This window comes from Flavihumibacter petaseus NBRC 106054 (assembly GCF_000974785.1).
Taxonomy (GTDB): domain Bacteria; phylum Bacteroidota; class Bacteroidia; order Chitinophagales; family Chitinophagaceae; genus Flavihumibacter; species Flavihumibacter petaseus.
In genome coordinates this window covers 2,285,753-2,306,708 of sequence record NZ_BBWV01000001.1, presented here as the reverse complement: position 1 = coordinate 2,306,708, position 20,956 = coordinate 2,285,753, and the positions used below count along the sequence as shown (strand labels likewise).

24 protein-coding genes are annotated in these 20,956 nt (G+C 48.6%); 9 read left to right on the top strand and 15 right to left on the bottom strand.

Going from position 1 to position 20,956, the window contains the following annotated elements:
- Nucleotides 1–12 precede the first annotated feature (12 nt).
- Complete coding sequence (locus FPE01S_RS09615; RefSeq protein WP_046368455.1) at nt 13–603, bottom strand: pseudouridine synthase; 591 nt, start codon at nt 601–603, stop codon at nt 13–15.
- Between the two features lie 181 nt (nt 604–784).
- Between FPE01S_RS09615 and FPE01S_RS09610 the strand changes: the two genes are divergently transcribed.
- Nucleotides 785–1,732, top strand: a complete 948-nt coding sequence (locus FPE01S_RS09610) for a UDP-3-O-(3-hydroxymyristoyl)glucosamine N-acyltransferase (protein WP_046368865.1) — start codon at nt 785–787, stop codon at nt 1,730–1,732.
- A gap of 9 nt (nt 1,733–1,741) precedes the next feature.
- Here FPE01S_RS09610 and FPE01S_RS09605 read toward each other — a convergent pair whose 3' ends face one another.
- The 6 genes from FPE01S_RS09605 to FPE01S_RS24815 form a co-directional block, all read right to left on the bottom strand.
- Nucleotides 1,742–2,824, bottom strand: a complete 1,083-nt coding sequence (locus tag FPE01S_RS09605) for a carboxypeptidase-like regulatory domain-containing protein (RefSeq protein WP_083990197.1) — start codon at nt 2,822–2,824, stop codon at nt 1,742–1,744.
- Between the two features lie 72 nt (nt 2,825–2,896).
- Nucleotides 2,897–3,898 (bottom strand): SDR family NAD(P)-dependent oxidoreductase, encoded by a 1,002-nt coding sequence (locus FPE01S_RS09600; protein ID WP_046368453.1) that lies wholly within the window; start codon nt 3,896–3,898, stop codon nt 2,897–2,899.
- The gene (locus FPE01S_RS09595) at nt 3,895–4,740 is read right to left on the bottom strand and encodes a 3-hydroxyacyl-CoA dehydrogenase family protein (protein ID WP_046368452.1); all 846 of its coding nucleotides are present in this window, start codon (nt 4,738–4,740) and stop codon (nt 3,895–3,897) included. The genes FPE01S_RS09600 and FPE01S_RS09595 overlap by 4 nt, the downstream gene beginning before the upstream one ends.
- Before the next feature lie 17 nt (nt 4,741–4,757).
- Nucleotides 4,758–5,789: a phenylalanine--tRNA ligase subunit alpha gene (gene pheS / locus FPE01S_RS09590; protein WP_046368451.1), complete on the bottom strand. Its 1,032-nt coding sequence runs from the start codon at nt 5,787–5,789 to the stop codon at nt 4,758–4,760.
- 42 nt (nt 5,790–5,831) lie between these two features.
- Nucleotides 5,832–6,653, bottom strand: coding sequence for a phosphatidate cytidylyltransferase (locus tag FPE01S_RS09585; protein ID WP_046368450.1), 822 nt, complete (start codon nt 6,651–6,653; stop codon nt 5,832–5,834).
- 8 nt (nt 6,654–6,661) lie between these two features.
- Nucleotides 6,662–7,621 carry a CPBP family intramembrane glutamic endopeptidase gene (locus FPE01S_RS24815; protein ID WP_052955652.1) on the bottom strand — a complete coding sequence of 320 codons (960 nt, stop codon included), beginning with the start codon at nt 7,619–7,621 and terminating at the stop codon, nt 6,662–6,664.
- A gap of 11 nt (nt 7,622–7,632) precedes the next feature.
- On the opposite strand from FPE01S_RS24815, the gene dusB reads away from it, so the two are divergent.
- The 8 genes from dusB to yidD all read left to right on the top strand — a co-directional run bounded on the left by dusB (nt 7,633) and on the right by yidD (nt 11,975).
- Nucleotides 7,633–8,667 (top strand): tRNA dihydrouridine synthase DusB, encoded by a 1,035-nt coding sequence (gene dusB / locus FPE01S_RS09575; protein WP_046368449.1) that lies wholly within the window; start codon nt 7,633–7,635, stop codon nt 8,665–8,667.
- 44 nt (nt 8,668–8,711) lie between these two features.
- Nucleotides 8,712–9,155 (top strand): nucleoside deaminase, encoded by a 444-nt coding sequence (locus FPE01S_RS09570; RefSeq protein ID WP_281176193.1) that lies wholly within the window; start codon nt 8,712–8,714, stop codon nt 9,153–9,155.
- A 67-nt stretch (nt 9,156–9,222) separates the two neighbouring features.
- Entirely contained in the window at nt 9,223–9,588 is a 366-nt protein-coding gene (locus FPE01S_RS09565) for a hypothetical protein (RefSeq protein WP_046368448.1), read from the top strand.
- A gap of 132 nt (nt 9,589–9,720) precedes the next feature.
- On the top strand, nt 9,721–10,326 hold the full coding sequence (locus tag FPE01S_RS09560; RefSeq protein ID WP_046368862.1) for a superoxide dismutase: 606 nt from the start codon (nt 9,721–9,723) through the stop codon (nt 10,324–10,326).
- Nucleotides 10,327–10,382: 56 nt separating this feature from the next.
- A complete protein-coding gene (locus tag FPE01S_RS09555) occupies nt 10,383–10,970 on the top strand; it encodes a putative periplasmic lipoprotein (protein WP_046368447.1) in 588 nt (195 codons plus the stop codon).
- A 136-nt stretch (nt 10,971–11,106) separates the two neighbouring features.
- Nucleotides 11,107–11,262, top strand: a complete 156-nt coding sequence (gene rpmH, locus FPE01S_RS09550; RefSeq protein WP_046368446.1) for a 50S ribosomal protein L34 — start codon at nt 11,107–11,109, stop codon at nt 11,260–11,262.
- A 72-nt stretch (nt 11,263–11,334) separates the two neighbouring features.
- Nucleotides 11,335–11,748, top strand: coding sequence for a ribonuclease P protein component (gene rnpA, locus FPE01S_RS09545; protein ID WP_052955651.1), 414 nt, complete (start codon nt 11,335–11,337; stop codon nt 11,746–11,748).
- A complete protein-coding gene (gene yidD / locus FPE01S_RS09540; protein WP_046368445.1) occupies nt 11,745–11,975 on the top strand; it encodes a membrane protein insertion efficiency factor YidD in 231 nt (76 codons plus the stop codon). Before rnpA ends, yidD begins: the two co-directional genes overlap by 4 nt.
- 10 nt (nt 11,976–11,985) lie before the next feature.
- Here the strand turns inward: yidD and murI are convergent, their stop codons facing one another.
- The 8 genes from murI to FPE01S_RS09500 all read right to left on the bottom strand — a co-directional run bounded on the left by murI (nt 11,986) and on the right by FPE01S_RS09500 (nt 20,900).
- A complete protein-coding gene (gene murI, locus FPE01S_RS09535; protein WP_046368444.1) occupies nt 11,986–12,813 on the bottom strand; it encodes a glutamate racemase in 828 nt (275 codons plus the stop codon).
- A gap of 63 nt (nt 12,814–12,876) precedes the next feature.
- On the bottom strand, nt 12,877–13,383 hold the full coding sequence (locus tag FPE01S_RS24810; protein ID WP_052955650.1) for an OmpH/Skp family outer membrane protein: 507 nt from the start codon (nt 13,381–13,383) through the stop codon (nt 12,877–12,879).
- 69 nt (nt 13,384–13,452) lie between these two features.
- Nucleotides 13,453–13,965 carry an OmpH/Skp family outer membrane protein gene (locus FPE01S_RS09525; RefSeq protein WP_046368443.1) on the bottom strand — a complete coding sequence of 171 codons (513 nt, stop codon included), beginning with the start codon at nt 13,963–13,965 and terminating at the stop codon, nt 13,453–13,455.
- 30 nt (nt 13,966–13,995) lie between these two features.
- Nucleotides 13,996–16,716, bottom strand: coding sequence for a BamA/OMP85 family outer membrane protein (locus FPE01S_RS09520; RefSeq protein WP_046368442.1), 2,721 nt, complete (start codon nt 16,714–16,716; stop codon nt 13,996–13,998).
- Between the two features lie 52 nt (nt 16,717–16,768).
- Entirely contained in the window at nt 16,769–17,524 is a 756-nt protein-coding gene (uppS, locus tag FPE01S_RS09515; protein WP_046368441.1) for an undecaprenyl pyrophosphate synthase, read from the bottom strand.
- Between the two features lie 53 nt (nt 17,525–17,577).
- On the bottom strand, nt 17,578–18,432 hold the full coding sequence (gene porG, locus FPE01S_RS09510) for a type IX secretion system protein PorG (protein WP_046368440.1): 855 nt from the start codon (nt 18,430–18,432) through the stop codon (nt 17,578–17,580).
- 66 nt (nt 18,433–18,498) lie between these two features.
- Nucleotides 18,499–19,380, bottom strand: a complete 882-nt coding sequence (locus FPE01S_RS09505) for an NAD kinase (RefSeq protein ID WP_046368439.1) — start codon at nt 19,378–19,380, stop codon at nt 18,499–18,501.
- 32 nt (nt 19,381–19,412) lie between these two features.
- Nucleotides 19,413–20,900 (bottom strand): BamA/TamA family outer membrane protein, encoded by a 1,488-nt coding sequence (locus FPE01S_RS09500; protein WP_046368438.1) that lies wholly within the window; start codon nt 20,898–20,900, stop codon nt 19,413–19,415.
- Nucleotides 20,901–20,956 lie beyond the last annotated feature (56 nt).

Genomic DNA, 20,956 nt, shown 5'->3' with positions numbered 1-20,956 from the left:
AATGAATAAGGGCTATTTTTTCCGGAAGAGCAACTCCCGGAGTTGCCCAGGGGTAAACTTTCTGTATTCGCCGGATGCGAAGCCTTCGATCGTCAGGTCTCCGATAGCATACCGCACCAGCCGGAGGGTAGGATAACCGACAGCTGCAGTCATTCTGCGCACCTGGCGGTTTTTACCTTCCGTTAATTGAAGAGAGATCCAGGTAGCGGGAATGTTTTTGCGGAAGCGAATAGCAGGCACTCTTTCAGGAAGTGACGGATCCGCGGGAAGGCGTTGCGCTATGGCCGGCCGGGTGTGATGTTTCCTGCCGTCAACCGAGATAGTTACGCCTGCTGAAAGCCGGGCAAGCGATTCGTCATCAGGTGATCCTTCCACCTGTACATAGTAGGTCCGGTAATGTTCCCGCCGGGGATGCAGCAGGGCAGCATTCATGCCCGCATCATTGGTCAGCAACAGCAATCCTTCGCTATCGTAATCCAGCCTTCCGACAGGATACACATCAGACGGCACTTTCAGAATATCTTGTAAGCAACGTTTTCCTGAAACCGCACTGAACTGCGTTAGCACCTCATAAGGTTTGTATAGAACATAGTAGGAAAACATGAGCAGAAAAAAAGCCCGGGAGTAAACCGAGCTTTGCTATTTGGATGGGTTAGTAAGTAGGGAACAAAATTTCCCTACACAATATTAAAAAGAATTTTTACTAACGAAAAAAATATTTACCTGTTTTTTATACACATTTTTTTTAGGGATGTGGAAACTACCTTTGACCAAATTTTCCAATATGCGTTTTCCAACTCCCGTTGCACTATCCTGGATTGCTGAACTGATCGGCGCTGAAGTCATCGGCGATGAACATGCACTGGCCGGCGGCATCAATGAAATACATCGGGTAGAACCAGGTGATCTTGCTTTTGTTGATCATCCCAAGTACTACAACACGTGTTTGCAATCAGCAGCAAGTTTTATTATCATCAACACGAAGGAGGTCAGCATACCTGAAGGGAAAGCCTTGCTGGTAGTGAATCAGCCGTTTGATGCATATACTGCCATAGTTGAATATTTCAGGCCGTTTCAACCAGCAGTAAAACCTGTAAGTGATACGGCAAAGATTGGTGCGGGTACCTATATCGCGCCGCAGGTTTTTATCGGAGAGCATGTGATCATCGGACGCAATTGCCGGATCCAGCCCAACGTTACCATACTCGAACATTGTGTGATCGGAGATGATGTGGTGATCCAGTCCGGTACTGTCATCGGCTCCGATGCTTTTTACTACAACACCAAAAAAGACCGGGAAAACTGGTACCGGAGAATGTTAAGTTGCGGACGTGTGGTGATTGAAGATGCGGTGGAGATCGGTGCCGGTTGCACCATCGACCGGGGCGTCAGCCATGATACCGTGATTGGCAGGGGTACCAAGATCGACAACCAGGTTCACATCGGTCATGACACCATAGTTGGCAGGAATTGCCTCTTTGCCGCCCAGGTCGGAATTGCCGGTGCTACTACTATTGAAGATGGCGTTGTCTTGTGGGGTCAGGTTGGTGTAAACAAAACGCTCACCATCGGGAAAAATGCAGTAATCTATGCACAATCGGGAGTTGGTGTGGATGTGGAACCCGGCAAGATTTATTTCGGTTCTCCTGCAGAAGATGCCAGCATCAAAAAAAGAGAGCTCGTATGGATCAAGCGGATCCCCGAGCTCTGGCAAAAGGTGATGAACTCCTGAGGTGAAAGATCAGTTCGGTTCAGGAACGTAGTCGTATGGAACAGCTTCAGCCATTCTCTCGTAACTCCAGTAACCAGTATTGATCAGATCCGACTGTTCATACCAATATCCGTTCTGTTCAATCACGAATTCATCCATGATATCGAGTATGCTCAGCTGCACACGGATGTGCGGTGGTAATTTATAGGCGATCACGAACCTGGCGTCAGGCATTTCTTTCCGGTATATCACCCGGTATTTGCCGGGCATGGTGATCACTGCTGCGCCGCTGTCGATCCCGTAAAAACTGGTATCATAATAATCGGCAATAGGGGTTGCTTCAAAACTCTTGGCATCAGGATTTACTTTTTCCAGTGCGAAACCTTCCTGTGCGATTGTTTTGTTATACCAGCACCTCATGAAGTGCAGTTTACTGCCGCGGTAGGCTTTTTGCCGGTTGATTTTCCATTTGCTTTCCTGGTCAGTACTGCCAGTCATCGCTTCAAAAAACGGATAACCGGAAAATGTGCTGACCTGGGTATTGTATTCATAACTCAGCGAATCCAGCTGGTAGCGGACACGGTATCCCAGTGCCTGATTCTCGATCTTAAGTTCTTCTTTTGTCAATACTTTCAGCCTGTTCCTTTTCTTGCTGTAAAAAAAACGCAGCGCTTCGGGGTTCAGGATTTTGCATTCCTGTGCATTGGCAGTGGATCCGAAGAACTGCTCGCGGAAAAACTCGCCATATTTTGTCCAGCCATCCGGCACCTCATTGCTGCCCGCAACGGTAACAGCTTCCATGCTTTTGTCTTTGGCTTTGAGTTCCAGTACCAGCGGATCAGTATTACCGGCACCGATTCTTTGTTCGGCCGACTGGAATCCCGTGTAGGAAACGACCAGATCATAGCCTCCTTTTGGAAGACTGAGACTGAATTCGCCATCAGCATTGGTTACCACTCCGAAAGTGGTATTCTGGCAAAATACAGAAGCGCCGGAGAGTGGTGCTTTGGTAGCGGCGTCCAGTACTTTTCCCCTGATCGTAAACTGTTCCTGGGAAAACACGAAGTACGGGAGCGCAACTACTATGCAAAGAAGGTACAGGAATTTTCGCATGGCATTTCTTTAACGGATAGGAAACGTTGAATTTTTGTTACTGGTATATGGAAATTGCAAAAAAGAGGCCATTTACGCTTTCAGCTGCTGCAAATACCGCGAACAGCTTTCCCTGATCACCTTTTCCAGTGGCGTAAACCGGAACTCCGGTAGTGTAGTGAGAAGCTTGCCGGAATCGAAATAAGTTTTGCTTTGCGCGATCCTGGCTGTCTCCCTGCTCAGAAGTGGTGTATGACCGTTAAACAACGATCGTAGTTTTTCAAGGCGCCAGGCGATGCCACCCATTGCGGGTGAAGCTTTCCGCCATGGCGGTCGCTGGCCAAATTCCCTGCCTATGGAGGTCATCAGTGTTCTGAATGGCAGGTTTTCAGCACTGACCACGAATCTCTCCATTGATTGCTGCGACTCCAGCATCGCTACGGTTGCCCGGGCAAGGTCTTCCACGCCAACGAATCCGTTCACCCCTTCGGTGTACCAGGGCATTCCCTGGTAGGCCTGCCGGAAAATCGCACAACTGCTGGTGTTCCAGTCGCCATATCCCAGCACTGTGCTCGGGTTGAGCACAACACCCTCAAGGCCTTCAGCAAATCCTCTCCATGCCTCCAGTTCACCATGAAATTTGCTGATGGCGTAATGGGTATTCAGTTTGTTCTCCGTCCAGCTTTTTGTTTCGTTCACCACTTCACCGTTTGCTGTTCTTCCCAATGCCGCAACAGAACTGATGTGTACCAGTCTTCTGACATTTTCCTGCAGGGCTACATTGACCACGTTGGCGGTGCCGGTTACATTTACGGCGTACATGTTCCGTCGATCTTCAGGCTTGAAAGAAACTACTGCTCCTGCATGGATGACAGCATCAACACCAGCGAAAGCATCCTGCAGGGAAACAACATCCAGCAGATCTGCTTCGTGCCAGTCCACCCCTTCCCAGGATGCCGTATCGATGAATGCCGGCAACTTTGATGATGCTCGTTTAATTGCCCTTACCGTATATCCTTTACGGAGGAGTTCCCGGATAATATAGGTTCCGAGAAAACCCGTACCGCCGGTAACTAGTATGATCGGGTTATTCATGAATGATAAGTATAGAACCCGGCACCTGATTTACGGCCGAGTTTCCCCTCATTGACCAGGGCTTGCTGAATAAATGAAGGTTGCAGGCGGGAAGGTTCGCCGAGTTGCTGGTAAACGCTGCAACTAACTGCGTAATTGATGTCATTGCCTATAAGGTCCATCAGCCGGAAAGGTCCCATCCTGAATCCGGCAGCTTCCATCAGCAGATCGATGGTTTCCGGATCGACACCTTCTTCAGCCAGCCGCAGGGCTTCGATATAATACGGCCTGGCCACCCTGTTGACGATAAAGCCAGGTGCATCAAAACAGGTGACCGGCGTTTTTCCGAGATCCCGCGCCAGTTGAAGCAGCTTAGCCACTGTACCTTCATTGCTTTCTTTCAGCCGCACTACTTCCACCAGCTTCATGTGCGTTGCAGGGTTAAAAAAATGGAGGCCCATAAAGCGCGAGGCATCCGGAAGCTGCGCTGCTATTGCCGCGATCGACAATGATGACGTATTGCTCGCAAAGATGGTTTCGGGAGCGTTGCGTGCATACAGTTTGAGGAAAAGATCAACCTTGGCCTCAGCAATTTCTACAATTGCTTCAATGATCAGATCAGCTTTACAATCAGCTATATCATCGGCGAAGCGCAGGTGATGCAGCATACCATGCCGTGCACTGTCAGAAATTTTCGCCCGGTCAACCAGTTGCTGCAGTTGCTGACGGATCTGATCACCGGCCCGCTCCAGTGCACGGGGATCGGGATCGTAAAGGATCACTTCGAATCCATGCTGTATGGCGGTCTGCGCTATTCCAGACCCCATTGTTCCCGCTCCGCAAACACAAATCGTTCTGATCATGGTGCAGGCTTGGTTAGTTAAAAACTGCCGGTGAATTGCTGGAGGAACCGAATGTCATTTTCGCTGAAAAGGCGAAGGTCGTTAATCTGATATTTCAGCATGGCGATGCGTTCGATACCCATACCGAAAGCGAATCCGGTGTACTTGTTTGAATCGATGCCGCAATTTTCCAATACCTGCGGATGAACCATTCCGCATCCGAGGATTTCCACCCAGCCGGTATGCTTGCATACATTACATCCTTTCCCGTGACACAGCAGGCAACTGATGTCCATCTCCGCACTGGGTTCAGTAAATGGAAAGTAGGATGGTCTGAAGCGGATCCTGATGTTATTGCCGAAAAGCTCCTGCACGAAGAAATAAAGTGTCTGTTTAAGGTCAGCAAAGGAAACATGCTCGTCTATATACAGTCCCTCCACCTGGTGAAAAAAGCAGTGTGCTCTCGCGGAAATCGTCTCATTGCGGTAAACCCGGCCGGGGCAGATCACGCGGATGGGAAGTTTTCCCTTTTCCATTTCCCTTACCTGAACGTTGCTTGTATGCGTTCGCAATAGCCAGTCGGGGTTTTGGTGGAGGTAAAAAGTATCCTGCATATCTCTTGCAGGATGGTGTTCCGGCAGGTTGAGTGCGGTAAAGTTGTGAAAATCATCTTCGATTTCAGGGCCTTCCGCTACCGAAAATCCAAGCCTGCGAAAGATAGCAATGATATCGTTCTTTACGAGGCTGATAGGATGTCTTGAGCCCATCGGGGCAGGGTCTCCCGGCAGTGTATAGTCGAATGCCGTGCCGGATTCGACTTCCGTAGATTCCAGACCGGCCTTCCATTGTTCGTATTTGTCTTCAGCAAACTGCTTGAATTCATTGAGGATCGCACCAAATGCCTTCTTCTCTTCAGCAGGCACATTTTTCATTTCGGCAAAAAGGGTTTTAACAATTCCCTTGGTTCCGAGAAACCGTATCCTGAAAGTTTCCAGGGCTGCGGCGCCGTTTTGCTGTGTTGCTGCTATTTCCTCTTTGTATCCTTTGATTTGTTCCAGCAGATTTTCCATTCGGCAAAGATACTAAACAGCTGGTGGCCTTCCGCAAAAAGGTCAGAGGAAGATTACGGTATAGAGCCATGCGAAAGGTGTGGCTATCAGCAAAGAATCAAAACGGTCAAGAAATCCGCCGTGTCCGGGCATGATCTGTCCGCTATCCTTTACGCCTGCCATTCTTTTAAGTTTACTTTCCAGCAGATCGCCGAATGTTCCTGTTATGGCTACAATAGCTGCGAGGGCTGCTGTATGGATAATGGGAAAATGCAGCCATGCGGCGAGGCCGGCCATTGCACCCACTGCACATACAATTCCACCGATTGTTCCTTCCCAGGTTTTTTTGGGGGAGATGGAAGAGAGGGGAGTTTTACCAATCATGGATCCTACGAGATACGCCATCGTGTCGTTTGTCCAGATAGAAAAGATCACCGCCAGTGGCAGCTGATAACCATATATGTGGTGGTTGCGCAGCAATAATAAAAGTCCGACAGGCAGGGAAATATAAGCCAGACCCAGTGCGGAGTACCGGATCAGCCGCAGTTCGATCTGTTTTGCAAACAGCAGCTCCGTGATGGGCAGAACAAAGAGGAACAGCAGACACAGCCACCAGCCAAATGCATGAAAGGACAGCTGGCTGCAGTAGATCATAAAGCTCCAGCCTGCGAGCATAACGCCATACCGGTGAAAGGATGTTATTTCCCTGTAACGGGCATCAATGCTGCTGATCAGTCGCTGGTATTCCGCCCAGCAGCCGAAATGGATAATGGAAAAAAGAACAAAAAAAGCTTCTGCATTCCACAGCAGACCGCCCATCATCACCGCAACAAAAATCAAAGCCGTCAGGGCTCGTGTCCAGAATGATTTCCAATTAAAGGCCATAATATCCCTTATTCGTCTTTTGGTGAGGGTAAAACAAGGTCATCGTCGGTATCATAGATCTCGCCATAATGTGTATGAGAAATTCTTCTCATGTACCAGATACCTGCACCTACCGCCACTGCGCTGACGATGATAACGCCTGGCTGGAGGTCGAAATCCTTGTCAGCCAGATTGCTGTTAATATAAAACAGGGTGACCTGCAAGGCGTTGTGCAGAAAATGGCCGATTATAGCCGGCCAGATGCTACCGCTGTACCAGTATAATGCACCCAGGAGGATGCCGAGAAATGCCCGGGCGGCAAATCCGAATACTTCGCCGTGAAACAGCGAGAACATGCATGCTGTGATCACTATTCCCCAGACCGGCCGCTTCGTAACCTGTATGAGTAACCGTTGCAATACACCCCTGAAAAAGATCTCTTCACATATAGCAGGAATGACAGCAACGATCACGAGCATCAGCATAAATTCACCGGGTCCCTTCATATGCAACATGGCCTTAACCGTTTCCATCAGCTTCTTTTCAAACGACCGGATAGCGTTTTCGGTGGATTGCCACGAAGCTGGAAAATGGAGCTGGTGGCTGACATCATTGAGCCAGCTGGCGAGCGGCAGTGCGGCAAGCATTAACAATATCGCAACCAGCCAGAATCTTGGCCGCTGTGGTTTCCGTATGCCCAGGTATTGCAGCGGGCGCTCATCACTTTTATAGGCGAAAAGCAGGGAAGAAACCAGGAAAACGAAAATTGTCCCGAACGCCTGTTTGGCCCGTAATGCAGCAATGATCCGCATGTTTTTCAGGTCCGGTTCGATAAAATCTGTGGACTTCAACCCATAGATACTATTAACCACCATCTCCAGAATACTGGAACCGATAATGGTCGTGCCACAGGTAATCAGGCCGAAAATCACCAATTGAAGCCATGCCGGCTTGTATTTCAAATAGGTAATCACTGTTGCAAGATGCATTATCTTTGCGCATGATCAAAATTGGCTCCGTTTCCCTGCCCGATTTTCCCCTGTTGCTGGCTCCGATGGAAGATGTCAGCGATCCCCCATTCAGGGCAGTCTGCAAAGATAACGGAGCCGATCTCATGTATACAGAATTCATCTCTAGCGAGGGACTCATCCGGGATGCCATAAAAAGCCGCCAGAAACTGGATATCTTCGAAGAAGAACGCCCGGTAGGCATCCAGATTTTCGGGGGTGACGAAGAAGCGATGGCGCTCAGCGCACAGATAGTCGACACCGTTAACCCTGATCTCCTGGATATCAATTTCGGTTGTCCGGTAAAAAAGGTTGTAACAAAGGGAGCAGGTGCTGCTGTTCTCAAAGACATTGACCAGATGGTCCGGTTAACCAAAGCCTGTGTACGGTCTACCAGGCTTCCCGTTACTGTCAAAACAAGGCTTGGCTGGGACCATGACTCCATCAACATCATGGAAGTTGCAGAACGGCTTCAGGATGTCGGTATCCATGCACTGGCCATACATGGCCGTACGAGAAGCCAGTTGTACAAAGGGGAAGCCAACTGGGATCCGATCGCAAGGGTAAAAGATAATCCCCGTATTAACATCCCGATTTTCGGCAATGGTGACATTGACTCACCTCAGAAAGCCGTTGCCTACAAAAAGAAATATGGGGTAGACGGCATCATGATCGGCAGGGCAGCCATCGGTTATCCCTGGATATTCCGGGAGATAAAACATTTCATCGCTACCGGTGAAATGCATGCTCCTCCCTCCATTGAAGAAAGGGTGGTGGTAATCCGAAAGCACCTCCACCAGTCTGTTGCCTGGAAGGGTCTTGTGCCCGGTATCAATGAAATGCGGAGGCACTACAACAACTACCTGAAAGGCCTTCCTAACATCAAGGAATTCCGTGCAAAGCTGGTGACGGAAAAAACCCTGGAAAGCATCGATGCAGTGCTTGACGAGATTGTTGCCACCTATGCAGGTTATGCGTTTGAACCGCGGGGTGTAGACATGGACAACCTGGCTTATACCTGCGGCTGACCGTTCAGTATGCTGAGAAAATTCAAATATTTACTTTTGGCATCATGATGTCGGATGAATATTACATGCAACAGGCGCTCCGGGAAGCTGAGAAAGCTTATGCAGAAGGTGAAGTGCCGGTGGGTGCTGTTGTAGTTACCGGCGGAAAGATTATTTCCAGGGGTTATAACCAGGTGGAAAAACTGAGCGATCCTACTGCACATGCTGAAATTATTGCATTGACTTCCGCATTCAATTTTCTGGGTGCCAAATACCTTCCTGATGCCAGTCTTTATGTAACTGTTGAACCCTGCCTGATGTGTGCAGGCGCCATTTACTGGAGCAAACTGAGTCGTATCGTTTGGGGGGCCGACGATGAAAAGAACGGTCATGCCAGGATCACCGGCAATAACTGGCCCTTTCATCCCAAAGCAACCATCTCCAAAGGCATCCTGGCTGCGGAATGTGCGGCACTGATGAAAGACTTTTTCCGTGCCAGGAGGGGGTGACCCTATTAACAATCCATTATTAATCCGGGAGGGATTCTTTCTGTCATACAACGGAAAACGAACCGTTATGAAAAAAATATTACTCCTCCTGCTTCCCGCTTTGCTGTTGCTTGCTTCCTGCCGGCGCGAATACACCTCCCCTGCGATAGACGAATCTTACTGGCTGTCGCGCGAAAAGGGTGGCGTCCGCTACAGTGACGGGTACTGTGATTATTTTGTAGTGGAAACCTATTACGGCTATTCCGTGTTGCGTATCTGGTCGGGTTACACCCCGTTGCAGGGAGACGTCCTCTACGGCGACCTGAACCGTTATGGCACACAAACTTTCTACAACCGTTCCGCCGGCACCCTGATACAGGCTGATGTACGTGAATACTGGCTGACCTGGTATGATGCCATAGACCAGATCAACTGGTTCTGCAGCCATCCTTAAGCGTGGTCTGACCTTTGCATGAATGCCTGCCCGGAGTTTGTTCAATTTCCGGAAGCCGGAAAACTTTTAGAGGAACGCGGTGTTTATAATACATTTGAACTCCAAATCAGGATATCATTTAAATTAAATCTTATGGCATTCACGCTTCCTGCGCTTCCATATGCACACGATGCACTGGAACCGCATATCGACACGCTGACCATGCAGATCCATCATGGCAAACATCATCAGGCATACGTAGATAACCTGAATAAAGCGATAGCCGGCACTCCCAATGAGAATAAGACTATCGAAGAACTCGTAGCTGCAGCCGGCAGCATCTCCCCTGCAGTCAGAAATAATGGCGGCGGACACTGGAACCATACCTTCTTCTGGGAAAGTCTCGCACCGAAAGCCGGTGGCCAGCCGACGGGCGCGCTTGCCGATGCTATCAATGGCGCATTCGGTTCATTTGATGCTTTCAGGGAAAAATTCGCGAATGCAGGCATGACCCGCTTCGGCAGCGGCTGGGCATGGTTGTTAGTAAAGGACGGGAAACTGGAAATCAGTTCAACGCCAAACCAGGACAATCCCCTGATGGATGTTGCAGAGGTGAAGGGTACACCGATCCTCGGCGTTGATGTATGGGAGCATGCCTACTACCTGAAATACCAGAACAAGCGCGCCGATTACCTGGCAGCTTTCTGGAACGTTGTTAACTGGACAAAAGTGGCAGAGCGTCTCTCTTCTGCAAAATAACCTTTGCTTTAATACCTGGATCCCGCGTAAGCGGGATCTTTTATTACCACCATATCATGAAAAAAATCTTCTATTTCACTGCTGCTGTGGCCTTCCTGGCAGCCTGCTCCACTCCTGCCACCAAAAAAGTTGTTGTGATGGCCAGTGGCAAGATCACTCCCAACGGTGATGTAGTGCAGTTTGAACCGGGTACACAACATAATGAAGCGACACTTACCATTACGGGTGATAAAATCACTGTAAAAAGCGGCAACGACAGCAAAGAATACCCGGTACCGGAAACGGGATCCTGGTTACTGAACCTTCAGAAAGACACCCTGATCGGCAGTGTTCAGAATTATGGCGGTGAAGCTACCCGGGAGGGAAATATCACCCAGGAACTGCTTATGGAAAGGATGGATAGCCTGAAACAGCTGATCCAGGGAGCAAATGTGACCCCGGCCCGCAAAAACCATTTCCTGGCGCCGAATTCCCTCAAAAAAATTACCAGTGACGATAACACCATAATCGTAGGCCCTTTCAGGGGCATGCCTGCTTCGTTGAGTCCTGATAGTAAAGGAAATGTGCCGGAAGTATACAAGTTTATTACCGTGGATGATGCCCGCCAGACGCTGGATAAGCTCGAAAAAATGCTTAAGCAGTAATTTGCCTGAATCTTTAGTTTTACCTACCTTTGCCGTCCCTTTCACGACACGGCGGGTATGGTGACCCGAAGTGCAGCGAATTTTACCACCTGGCTTCTCACGGGTGGCATTTTTTGAGGGCTAAAAAAACAGTAAAATGAAAAGAACATTTCAACCGCACCGCCGCCGCCGCAAAACCGTTCACGGTTTCCGCAAGCGCATGCAAACTGCCAATGGCCGTAAAGTATTGGCTAGCCGTCGTGCAAAGGGTCGTAAAAAGCTGACCATTTCTTCAGAGAAGAAGCTGAAATAACCGGTATCCCCACATAAGGGAGAATCCGATAAAAATACATTAGCTCCGGCCGTCAGCGGTTTGGAGCTAATTTTGTTTTACACCAAACTTATTCCCATCAACCGCCTGACACTTGGAAGATCCCAAAGGCTTAAACACCGGAAACTGATCGATTCCCTATTTGAAAAGGGGGTGCGATTTAACGTTACACCTTACCGGGTCTATTTTCTACTGAGAAAAGAAGTGCCTGCTGCAGAAGCGGGAGCACTTTTCGGAACTGGTGTTGGCAAACGCTACTTCAAACGTGCCGTCGACCGGAACAGGATTAAAAGGATTTGCAGGGAAGCTTTTCGCCGGCAACAGCTTGATTTAATTAATCACTTGAAACTGAACAATATGCAGCTCCAGGTGTTTTTTATTTACACTGCGAGGGAGATGCCTGAACAAGAATCCTGTCATGTCGCTGTACAGGCTGCACTGAAGAAAATTTCCAATTCTCCTACATGAGTTCCTTTAAACGCATACTGGCTGCCCCGTTTATTCTGCTCATCAGGATTTATCAATGGGGGATTTCGCCTTTGCTGGGGCCGAAGTGCCGTTATACGCCGACGTGTTCCCATTATGCCCTTCAGGCACTTCGCAAGTACGGGTTGTGGAAAGGAGGCTGGCTGGCGATAAAGCGGATCGGGCGATGCCATCCCTGGGGCGGAAGCGGCTATGATCCGGTACCCTAACGATTGCTGTTCAGACCAGGTCGGCACGCTGTGATTGAATAGGTTCTCCAAGAAACACTCTTGCCTGTTGATTGAAGGCAGTAGTATCGTCAGTGGTGAAGAAGTTTCGGGATGCGCCGCGGGTGAGGCGTTGATCCATCTCCGGGTGCCTGGCTAGATATTCCTCCAGACTGGCAGCTACCAGAGGTCCCTGTGAAATCAATTTCACTTTATCCGGCAAACAGGCTCGGATCTTTTGGGAAAGCAGCGGATAATGGGTACAGGCCAGCAGAATGGTATCTATTTCCGGGCTCCTGCCGAGCAGGCGGTTTACATGCTGCCGGATGAAATAGTCTGCGCCGGGATGATCGTATTCGCCATTTTCCACCAACGGAACCCACATCGGACAGGCTTCCTGTTCAACGTCCAGTTGCGGAAAGAACTTTTCAATCTCAATCAGATAGGAGCCGGACTGGACCGTGCCATTGGTTGCCATTACGCCGACTTTCCCGCTTTTTGAGTATTCGCCGACCACCTCGGTAGTCGGACGGATGACACCCAGCACCCTCCTGTCAGGTGCGATCCTTGGCAGGTCATTTTGCTGGATGGTCCGTAATGCCTTTGCCGAAGCAGTATTACAGGCAAGCACCACGAGCGGGCAACCCCGTTCAAAAAACCATTGGACTGCCTGCAGGGTGTACCGGTAAACGGTGTCAAAGCTTCTGTTTCCATACGGGGTCCGGGCGTTATCACCCAGATAGATATAATCGTAGTCAGGAAGTCTTTTCACAATTTCCTTCATCACGGTAAGACCGCCATAGCCGGAGTCAAAAATTCCTATGGGACAGTTGGTTGCCATGAGCCAAAAATAACAAACGCCAGGATGCTATCCCGGCGTTCATTTAGAGCCTGTGAAAAGTTTTTATTTCAACCCGAGTTTCTTTTTAACCAGGGGAAGCAGATCATCTGCGGGAGGAGAAACGATCATGTATTCTTTGGGGAACACGTGTGTGTAACCAGCTTCTTTAGCAACTGCAGTCACTGCATCCATTGCTTTCTTCTGGATAGGACCGCTCAGCTCTTCCTGCTTTTTCTGGAGCTCCTGCTGAATACGCTGCTCTTCGCCCTGCAATTCAGTCAGTTTAGCCTGCAGGTCTTTACGCTTAACATCTTTCACTGCAGTAGTCATTTTAGAAGAGTCAGCATTGAATTTCTGAATGGCTTCATTCAGCGCTGTTTCTTTATCCTGTGCACTGGCGATCAATGCTTCACGGAATTGTGACAAAACGGAGTCAGCTTTTTTGGCTTCAGGCATAGCAGCAACAATTTCGTTGAAGCTGATGCAGCCAATTTTAGTTTGTGCGCTTGCCTTGTTGCCCAGCGCTACCAGACCAAGAGCCACTACCAGAATAGTTAAACCTTTTTTCATGCTTTTGTTTGTTACTTAAAAGTTGTTTTCAGTTTGGTTTCAGTTGTCTAAGGGAATCTGTTTTTATTTTTATTTAACACCCAGCTCCTTCAGCACATCCTCACTCTTGTCGAGTTTGGGGTCGGCAAATATAACTGTAATTCCTTCACTTTTATCCAAAATAAAGTCGTACATCCGGGCAACCGCAATTTTCTGAATAGCCGCATAAACCTTGTCCTGTACTGGTTTTACGAGCTCCTGACGCTTTTTGAAAAGGTCTCCCTCAAAGCCGAAACGCTTACGCTGAAGATCCCGCACTTCCTTTTCCCGAACAAATATCTCATCCTCGCGCTTCTTACGGAGATCTTCGCTCAACATTACCTGTTCAGCCTCATAGTCTTTATACATCTTGTCCAGCGCTGACTGTTTGGTATCGATTTCCTTTTGCCATTGCTCGCTGAACTGGTCCAGTTTCACCTGGGCTTCCTTATATTCCGGGATCTTATCCAGGATATATTTTGTATCCACGATGGCGTAACGCTGCGCGTTCACCGCAAAAGTGGCTGCCAGCACGAAACAGGACAGGAGAAATATCTTTTTCATCACTTATTTTTTAAATACGTTATCGGTTCATTATTCCGGTTCAAAGCCCAGCATGAAGGTAAACTTGGCGGCATCCCGCAGTTTTCCGTTCGGCGTTATCCGGTCGAATCCGATACCATAGTCAAAGCCCAGCAAACCAAACATCGGCAGGAAGAATCGCATACCCAAACCGGCGCTGCGGCGCAGCCGGAAGGGGTTGTAATCCTGGTAATTGTACCATCCGTTGGCAGCCTCGAAAAAGGCCAGACCAAATATGGTACTGTTGGGATTCGTGGAGAACGGATACCGCAGCTCCATCGTATACTTGTTGAATATAGTAAAGAATTGGCTCGCCTGTGACTTATCGGGGTTAATTGTGGGATCCGAATTATCGTAGATCGGATAACCCCTGTGTGCAATGATATCATAACCCAACAGGCCGAAGTTATTCGTCAGACCAGCGTCTCCGAGCTGGAATCTTTCAAACGGAGAATAGTCGAGATCCTTATTGTAGCGACCCATAAATCCAAACTTCGCTGCCGCTTTGAACACGAACTGTTTGCTGCGGTCTGCGCCCATGGGTTTACCGATCGGAACATACCATTCGCCCGTGAAGCGCCATTTGTGGAACTCCGGCAATTCATACGGGTTGGCAGAAGTCACCCGGCTTGGGTCGAACAGGGAATATGGAGGAGTCAGCTGTACGCTTGCCAGGAAGTTGGAACCGCTTCTCGGGAAGATCGGTTGATCAATGGATGAACGGTTCAGTGCAAGTTTCAGACTTACGTTATGCGCAGTAGTGTTGTTCAGTCCCGGGAACAGGTTGGGGTAATTCCTCAGCTTATACTGTGTAAAGCTCAGTGTGTAAACCAGCGTAAAATAGTTGTCGGGCCAGTTGAGCTGTTTTCCGAGTGCCAGGGAAATACCCTGTGTACGCAAATAGGAAGTATCTCCTGCCTTACGGTCATAGGTGCCGGTATACGGGTTATACGAGTTGGTGAAACGCGTATTGTAATAGCTCACCGTAAATGAGTTCCGCTTCTTTCCGCCGAGCCACGGTTCTGTAAAGGAAAAGTTATAGGACCTGAATTGCCGGCCATTACTCTGCACGCGCAGGCTCAGTTTTTGTCCGTCGCCGGTGGGCAGCGGATCCCAGGTTTCTTTCCGGAAGATATTGCGGATGGAAAAGTTGTTGAATGTAACACCCAGTGTACCGGTAAGACCAATCCCTCCACCCCAGCCTGCTGAAAGTTCCAGCTGGTCATTCGATTTCTCCTCCACTTTATAGTTGATGTCCACGGTACCATCATCCGGGTTGGGAACCGGGTTGATGTCAATTTTCTCCTGGTTGAAATATCCCAGGTTGGCAATTTCACGGTTGGAACGGATAAGATCGCTGCGGCTGAATTTCTCCCCCGGCACTGTTCTCAATTCGCGGCGGATCACATACTCCTTGGTTTTATCGTTACCGGAGATGTTCACGTTTTTAATGGTCGCCTGGGGACCTTCGCGGAGCCTGATTTCAAAATCGATGGTGTCGTTATACACCCGCGTTTCCACCGGTTCGACGGAGAAGAAGAGATAACCATCATCCATATAGTATCCGCTGATATCGCCCCCTTCCTGAGACATCTTCAGTTTCTTGTTCAGCGTCTCGAGGTTATAGATATCGCCTTTTTTGATACCCAGCATCAGGGTCAGTACGGAGTCACTGTATTTTGTATTGCCTTTCCAGGAAATGTCACCGAAATAATAACGGCGCCCCTCGTCCACCTTGATGTCAATATTGAGGTTTCCCTTGTCGGTATAATACATGGTATCACTGATGATACCAGCATCGCGATAACCAAGTGAGTTGTAATATTCAACCACCTTTTCCTTGTCTTCCTGGTATTTGGTCTCGTTGTATTTAGCTGAGCTGAATAGCTTGAAACGGAAATAAGGATCGAGGTAATTCAGTGTTTTGGTGGGCGACAGGAATCCCCAGTCGTTCATGTATTCACTGTAAGACATCCGTTTCTTCGATCCGTAGCTGCTGGAATCCACGCTGGGGTAAAGCGTCAGACGGCTGGTTTCCTTGGTGCCCTTCATCTGCTTTTTCAACTTCAGTTCGCTTACCTTTTCATCACCATAAAAACTTACATCGTTGATGCGGACCTTGTTGCCTTTGGTAATGTTGAAAACCAGTTGTGTGGTATTGGCGAATGCGGGATCCGGTTTCTCATCAATGACCACTCTGGCACCCCTGAATCCTTTTTCTACGTAATATTTTTCAATGTTCTGAACTGCAGTTCTTTTCATGTTCTCAGTGATCACCCGCCCCTTGACTAGTCCGGTTTTCTTGTCGAGGTCTTCCTGCTCTGACTTACGTACACCCTTAAACGTATAACTACTCAGACTCGGGCGCTCCGCAACCTGTATCTCCAGCCAGATATTATTATCCTGAATTTTTGTGTAGAAGATCTGAACATCAGAGAACAGGTTTTGTTTCCATAAGTTCAGGATCGCTTTGCTGATATTGTCGCCGCCCGGAATTACCAGTTTGTCTCCAACAGCGAGACCGGAAACTGAAAGTAAAAGGGACTGATCCCTGTATTTGGTTCCGGTAACCTGGATACCGGCGATGATATATTCTTTGGGAGTTTTTGCATTGACCAATGCTTCGAGTTCGGGATCAATTGCCGTGGGACGAGTAGTATCAGGTTGCTGCGCCTTTGCTTCCAATCCTATCACAAGCAGCAGTAGGGCAACAACGGGTAATCTTCGAAACATCAGTTGGTTTTATAAAGTAGGCAAATTAAGGGGGTTAGTTCGAAAAGCTTTGTTAAAGGGAGACTTCCTTGACCTGAGCGCTGGTTTTCCCAAACCGCCTTTCCCGTTGTTGAAAATCGAGAATCGCCTCATGAAGATTTTCCTTCCTGAAATCCGGCCATCGTACATTGGTAAAATATAGCTCAGCGTATGCAAGCTGGTATAGTAAAAAATTGCTGATCCGGTACTCCCCGCTTGTTCTGATCATCAGTTCCGGGTCCGGAAAATCACTGGTACACAGGTATTGCTGCAAAGTATCCTGTGTGATCAGCAAAGGGTCGACCTTTCCCGCCTGAACATCCTGGCCGATCTTCTTGACGGCCTCCACCAGCTCCCAGCGACTGCTGTAGCTGAGTGCGATCACGAGGTTGAGTCCGGTATTGTTGCAGGTAAGGTCTATGGCTTCCCGCAATTCGCGGCGCGGCGTTTCCGGTAACATATTGATGTCACCGATAACATGAAGCTTGATATTATTCTTGTTCAAAGTCTCCACTTCCTTGCGGATAGTATCAACGAGAAGTTCCATTAACCCCTGGACTTCACTGGCAGGCCGATCCCAGTTCTCTGTACTGAAAGCGTAAAGGGTCAGGTATTCGACACCGAGTTCAGCACATCCTTCCACAATATCGCGAACACTTTCAACGGCATGATAATGACCATAGAGGCGGTCCTGCCCCTTTTCCTGTGCCCATCGGCCATTCCCATCCATAATGATGGCAATATGCCTGGGCAGTTTCTTCATGTCGATTTTCGCTTTGAGCGAACTCATAGTCGCAAATTTCAGGGGGCGAAGGTACGAAAATTCAGGAGTTGAGCCACCTGTCAGAGTTTGGCCGAGGGACAACGATAGGAAGTCAGGTTGAAACTCACCGTAAACTGGGCTGTTACAAACTGATCTTTTTGTTTTGCATATCCGCGCTGACGGCCTTCAATGCCGATCGGATCGCCAACCTCATAACTGCGATCCTGCAACAATGCTGCGGCGGATGGACTATTATCTGGCAAAGGAGGAAATTTATCAATACCTACATATGTAGTACTCACATCATCAAGATAATCAGTATTTGTGAAGCGGTACAACACCTCAAATCCGACATTGATCTTTTCATTCACATTATATTTTACCCCAACCCCCAGCGGAATGGCGAAAGCCATACTGCCATAGGGTTTTCTGTCGGGATAGGCCGCAGTTCCCTGCCCTTCCGTACCGAGTGGCCGAAGGAAATACTTGGTTCCGTTCAGGTAAGCGTAAGGGTCATAGCTGAATGCACTGACGCCCAGGGTCACATATGGGGTAAACCGGTGATCGGCAGTACCCGGAACAAATTTGAAAAAGTTAAAATCACCCATTAACCCCAGTTCCCAGATACTGGAATTGAAACTAAGATTACGATGGTATTGAAAATCATTGTCACTATAGTACTTATCTGCATACCCTACCTGGGCAAACTGTCCCTGGACCCTGACTGCTATATAATTGCCGAACTGCTTTCTGAAAAATGCTGCAACAGCCAGTTTAGGCCGGTTGATATGGGCGCTCGGGTTCAGATCACCGAAATAATGGGCTGCACCAACCGACAAGCCGATTTCCCCTGAATGAACGATAGATTCCATCTGGGCTTTACCGGACAAATGGTAGGTCAAAAAGAGGCAAAGCAACAAGATTGTCTTCTTCATGGTTGCAATATAAGGCTAATGGTTAAAGATAAACGCCAGTCCGTGTTCTGTCGTACAAAAGAAATGCTAATTACGTGTATCGAGGCCCCAGGAAAGCTTTTTGCGTAAAGTTGTGAGGAAATTGTTCTCATTAAGCCGAAGGATGCTGACGTCAAATTTCTCCCTTTTAACGGCCAGCTGAATGCTTTTCGGCACCAATTCTCTCCTGCTGTCAAGCGCACAGATAAAACTATCGGCCCGTCCTTCCACTTCAAAAGAGATGATATTATCGTCCGGAACCACAATCGGTCTCACGTTCAGGTTGTGCGGCGCTACCGGCGTGATCACAAAACTGCCCGATTCGGGGAAAATGATGGGTCCGCCACAACTCAGGGAATAGCCGGTTGACCCCGTTGGCGTGCCCACAATCAATCCGTCCGCCCAATAGGTATTAAGAAATTCCCCGTTAAGGTAAGTGTGGATCTTGATCATCGGGGAAATATCCGTTTTATGAATCGCGAATTCATTCAGCGCGTAGGGGGTATCCCCAAACAATAGTTTATCCGCATCGAGGTGGATAAGGGACCGGCTGTCAATAACAAAACTTCTGTCTACGAGCGAAGCGACAGCTATTTTCAGCTCTTCCCGGCCGATGCTGGCCAGGAAGCCCAGGCGGCCGAAATTGATCCCCAGTATCGGAATCATTTTGTTGCGTACCAGGGTTACGGTGTCCAGCAAAGTTCCATCCCCACCAAGGCTGATGATAAACTCTATCGATTCGTCCAGTTGGGAGGATTCACTGAAAGTCCGCACTTCCGGACCCGGAAATCGGACTGTTTCTTTAATCTGTTCAAAAAATGGTCGGTAAATGACCGGTTCGATATGATGGGCCTCCAATTCCCGGAACAGGCCCTGCACTTCAATATGCGAATCCGGATCTATCTCCCGGCTGTAGATAGCCACTCTCATGATTCAATGTTTGGCCGCTGTAAGATAGGGCATTAAAAATCATTCTTGAAGTGAAAAAAGAAGCCACTTTCACCCATCTGGTTGAAGCTGTATTCAAAGCGCATCACCACATCATAGAGCGTTACAACATCCACGCCGGCACCTGTCGTGTACAGCATCCGGTTGACCAGGGAATTGTCGGGATAGTTTTTGTTGTAGGAATACCCCATGTCGGCATAGGTCTTGGCAAAAATCCGGAAGGGGATGCGGTCATGGCTTTTGCTCTTTACGGGAAGACGCATATAAAAATTGAACAGTTCCCGCCGCACGGTATTACGCACCAGCATTCCTGCAACCCCGTCAACCACATATTTCTCCAGGCCCCGAAGGTAGAAGTCACCATAACCCAGCATTTTATGCTGCGTATAGGGTTGATCAAAAGGAAGGCGAACCGTACCTCCCACCTGGAGGGTATAGGAACTTTTCCATTTCAGCTCCCAGGCCTGTGTACCCCTGAAATTGAGGGACCATACGCCAAGGTCCTGGCCGAATCCGATACGGGAGAGGCTGAGTTCTCCCATTCTGCCGCGAAGGGGATAAGGAGCGTAGTCAGTGTTCACATAGTTTACCGTGTAGGATAGCTCGGGATACCAGGTTTTGGTTTTACCCGTTGTAGTCAGGTATTCAGGGTTAACCTGAAGTACGGCACTGTCAATTTTGTCGCTTACGAAGCCCAGTCTTAGAGAATGCCGGGTGCGTAAATGCGGCCGGTAACTCAGTGAGATGGCGCCGCCCAGCACCTCTTCCAGGAATTTCCCGGCCTTGGGTAATGAATCCGCTTTGATAAAAAATTGTTTGTTGTCAACGGTAATGGGGTTGACTTCTTTCTGTCCGGCATACAGGAAATTTACCCCGTATCCGTATTTCAATGATTTATCTGCAAAGGGCTGGTCATAGCTTGCCTGGATCTGGCGGGAGTAACCGGTTATCAGCCAAAGCCGGAGGCGGTCATTCCTGCCGGTTGTATTGTAATAGGTAAACTTTGCTCCATAGTTGATCCGGTTCAGGCTGTATCCCTTATCTGCCCAGGTCTGAAGGTTCCGGTCGACCGGTTTGAAATACGGAATGGGAAAAATATACCACCTTTCTTTCACATCGATCTGTACTTCCACAAAATATCCCCGGAAGCTTTTCAGTGATATGATAACATCGTTGAACAGGCGCGTATTGACCAGTTGCTGCTTACCGACCCGGAATTTTTCGACCAGCTCGTTCAGCCTCACCGAGTCACCTTCCTGGAAAGGCAACTCCCGTTTAATGATGTAATCTTTAGTTTTTCGGTTTCCACTTATATATATAGCGCTGACTATAAATGGCTTGCGAGTACTGTCGGAAACTGGTGGGGCAACTGCTTCGGGATGTAAGAATGAAATGATGGCTTTATCGGCACCCATAGGCGATACTGATTGCGCTCTTGTTTCTGACAATATCAGGGTCAGGGTTGCAATCAATAGGGTGATATAGTTCCGCTCCTTGCTCATTCTCGACGGGCAATGAATATACAGGATTAGCGAGAAGAATGCCAGGAAGCCGGAAA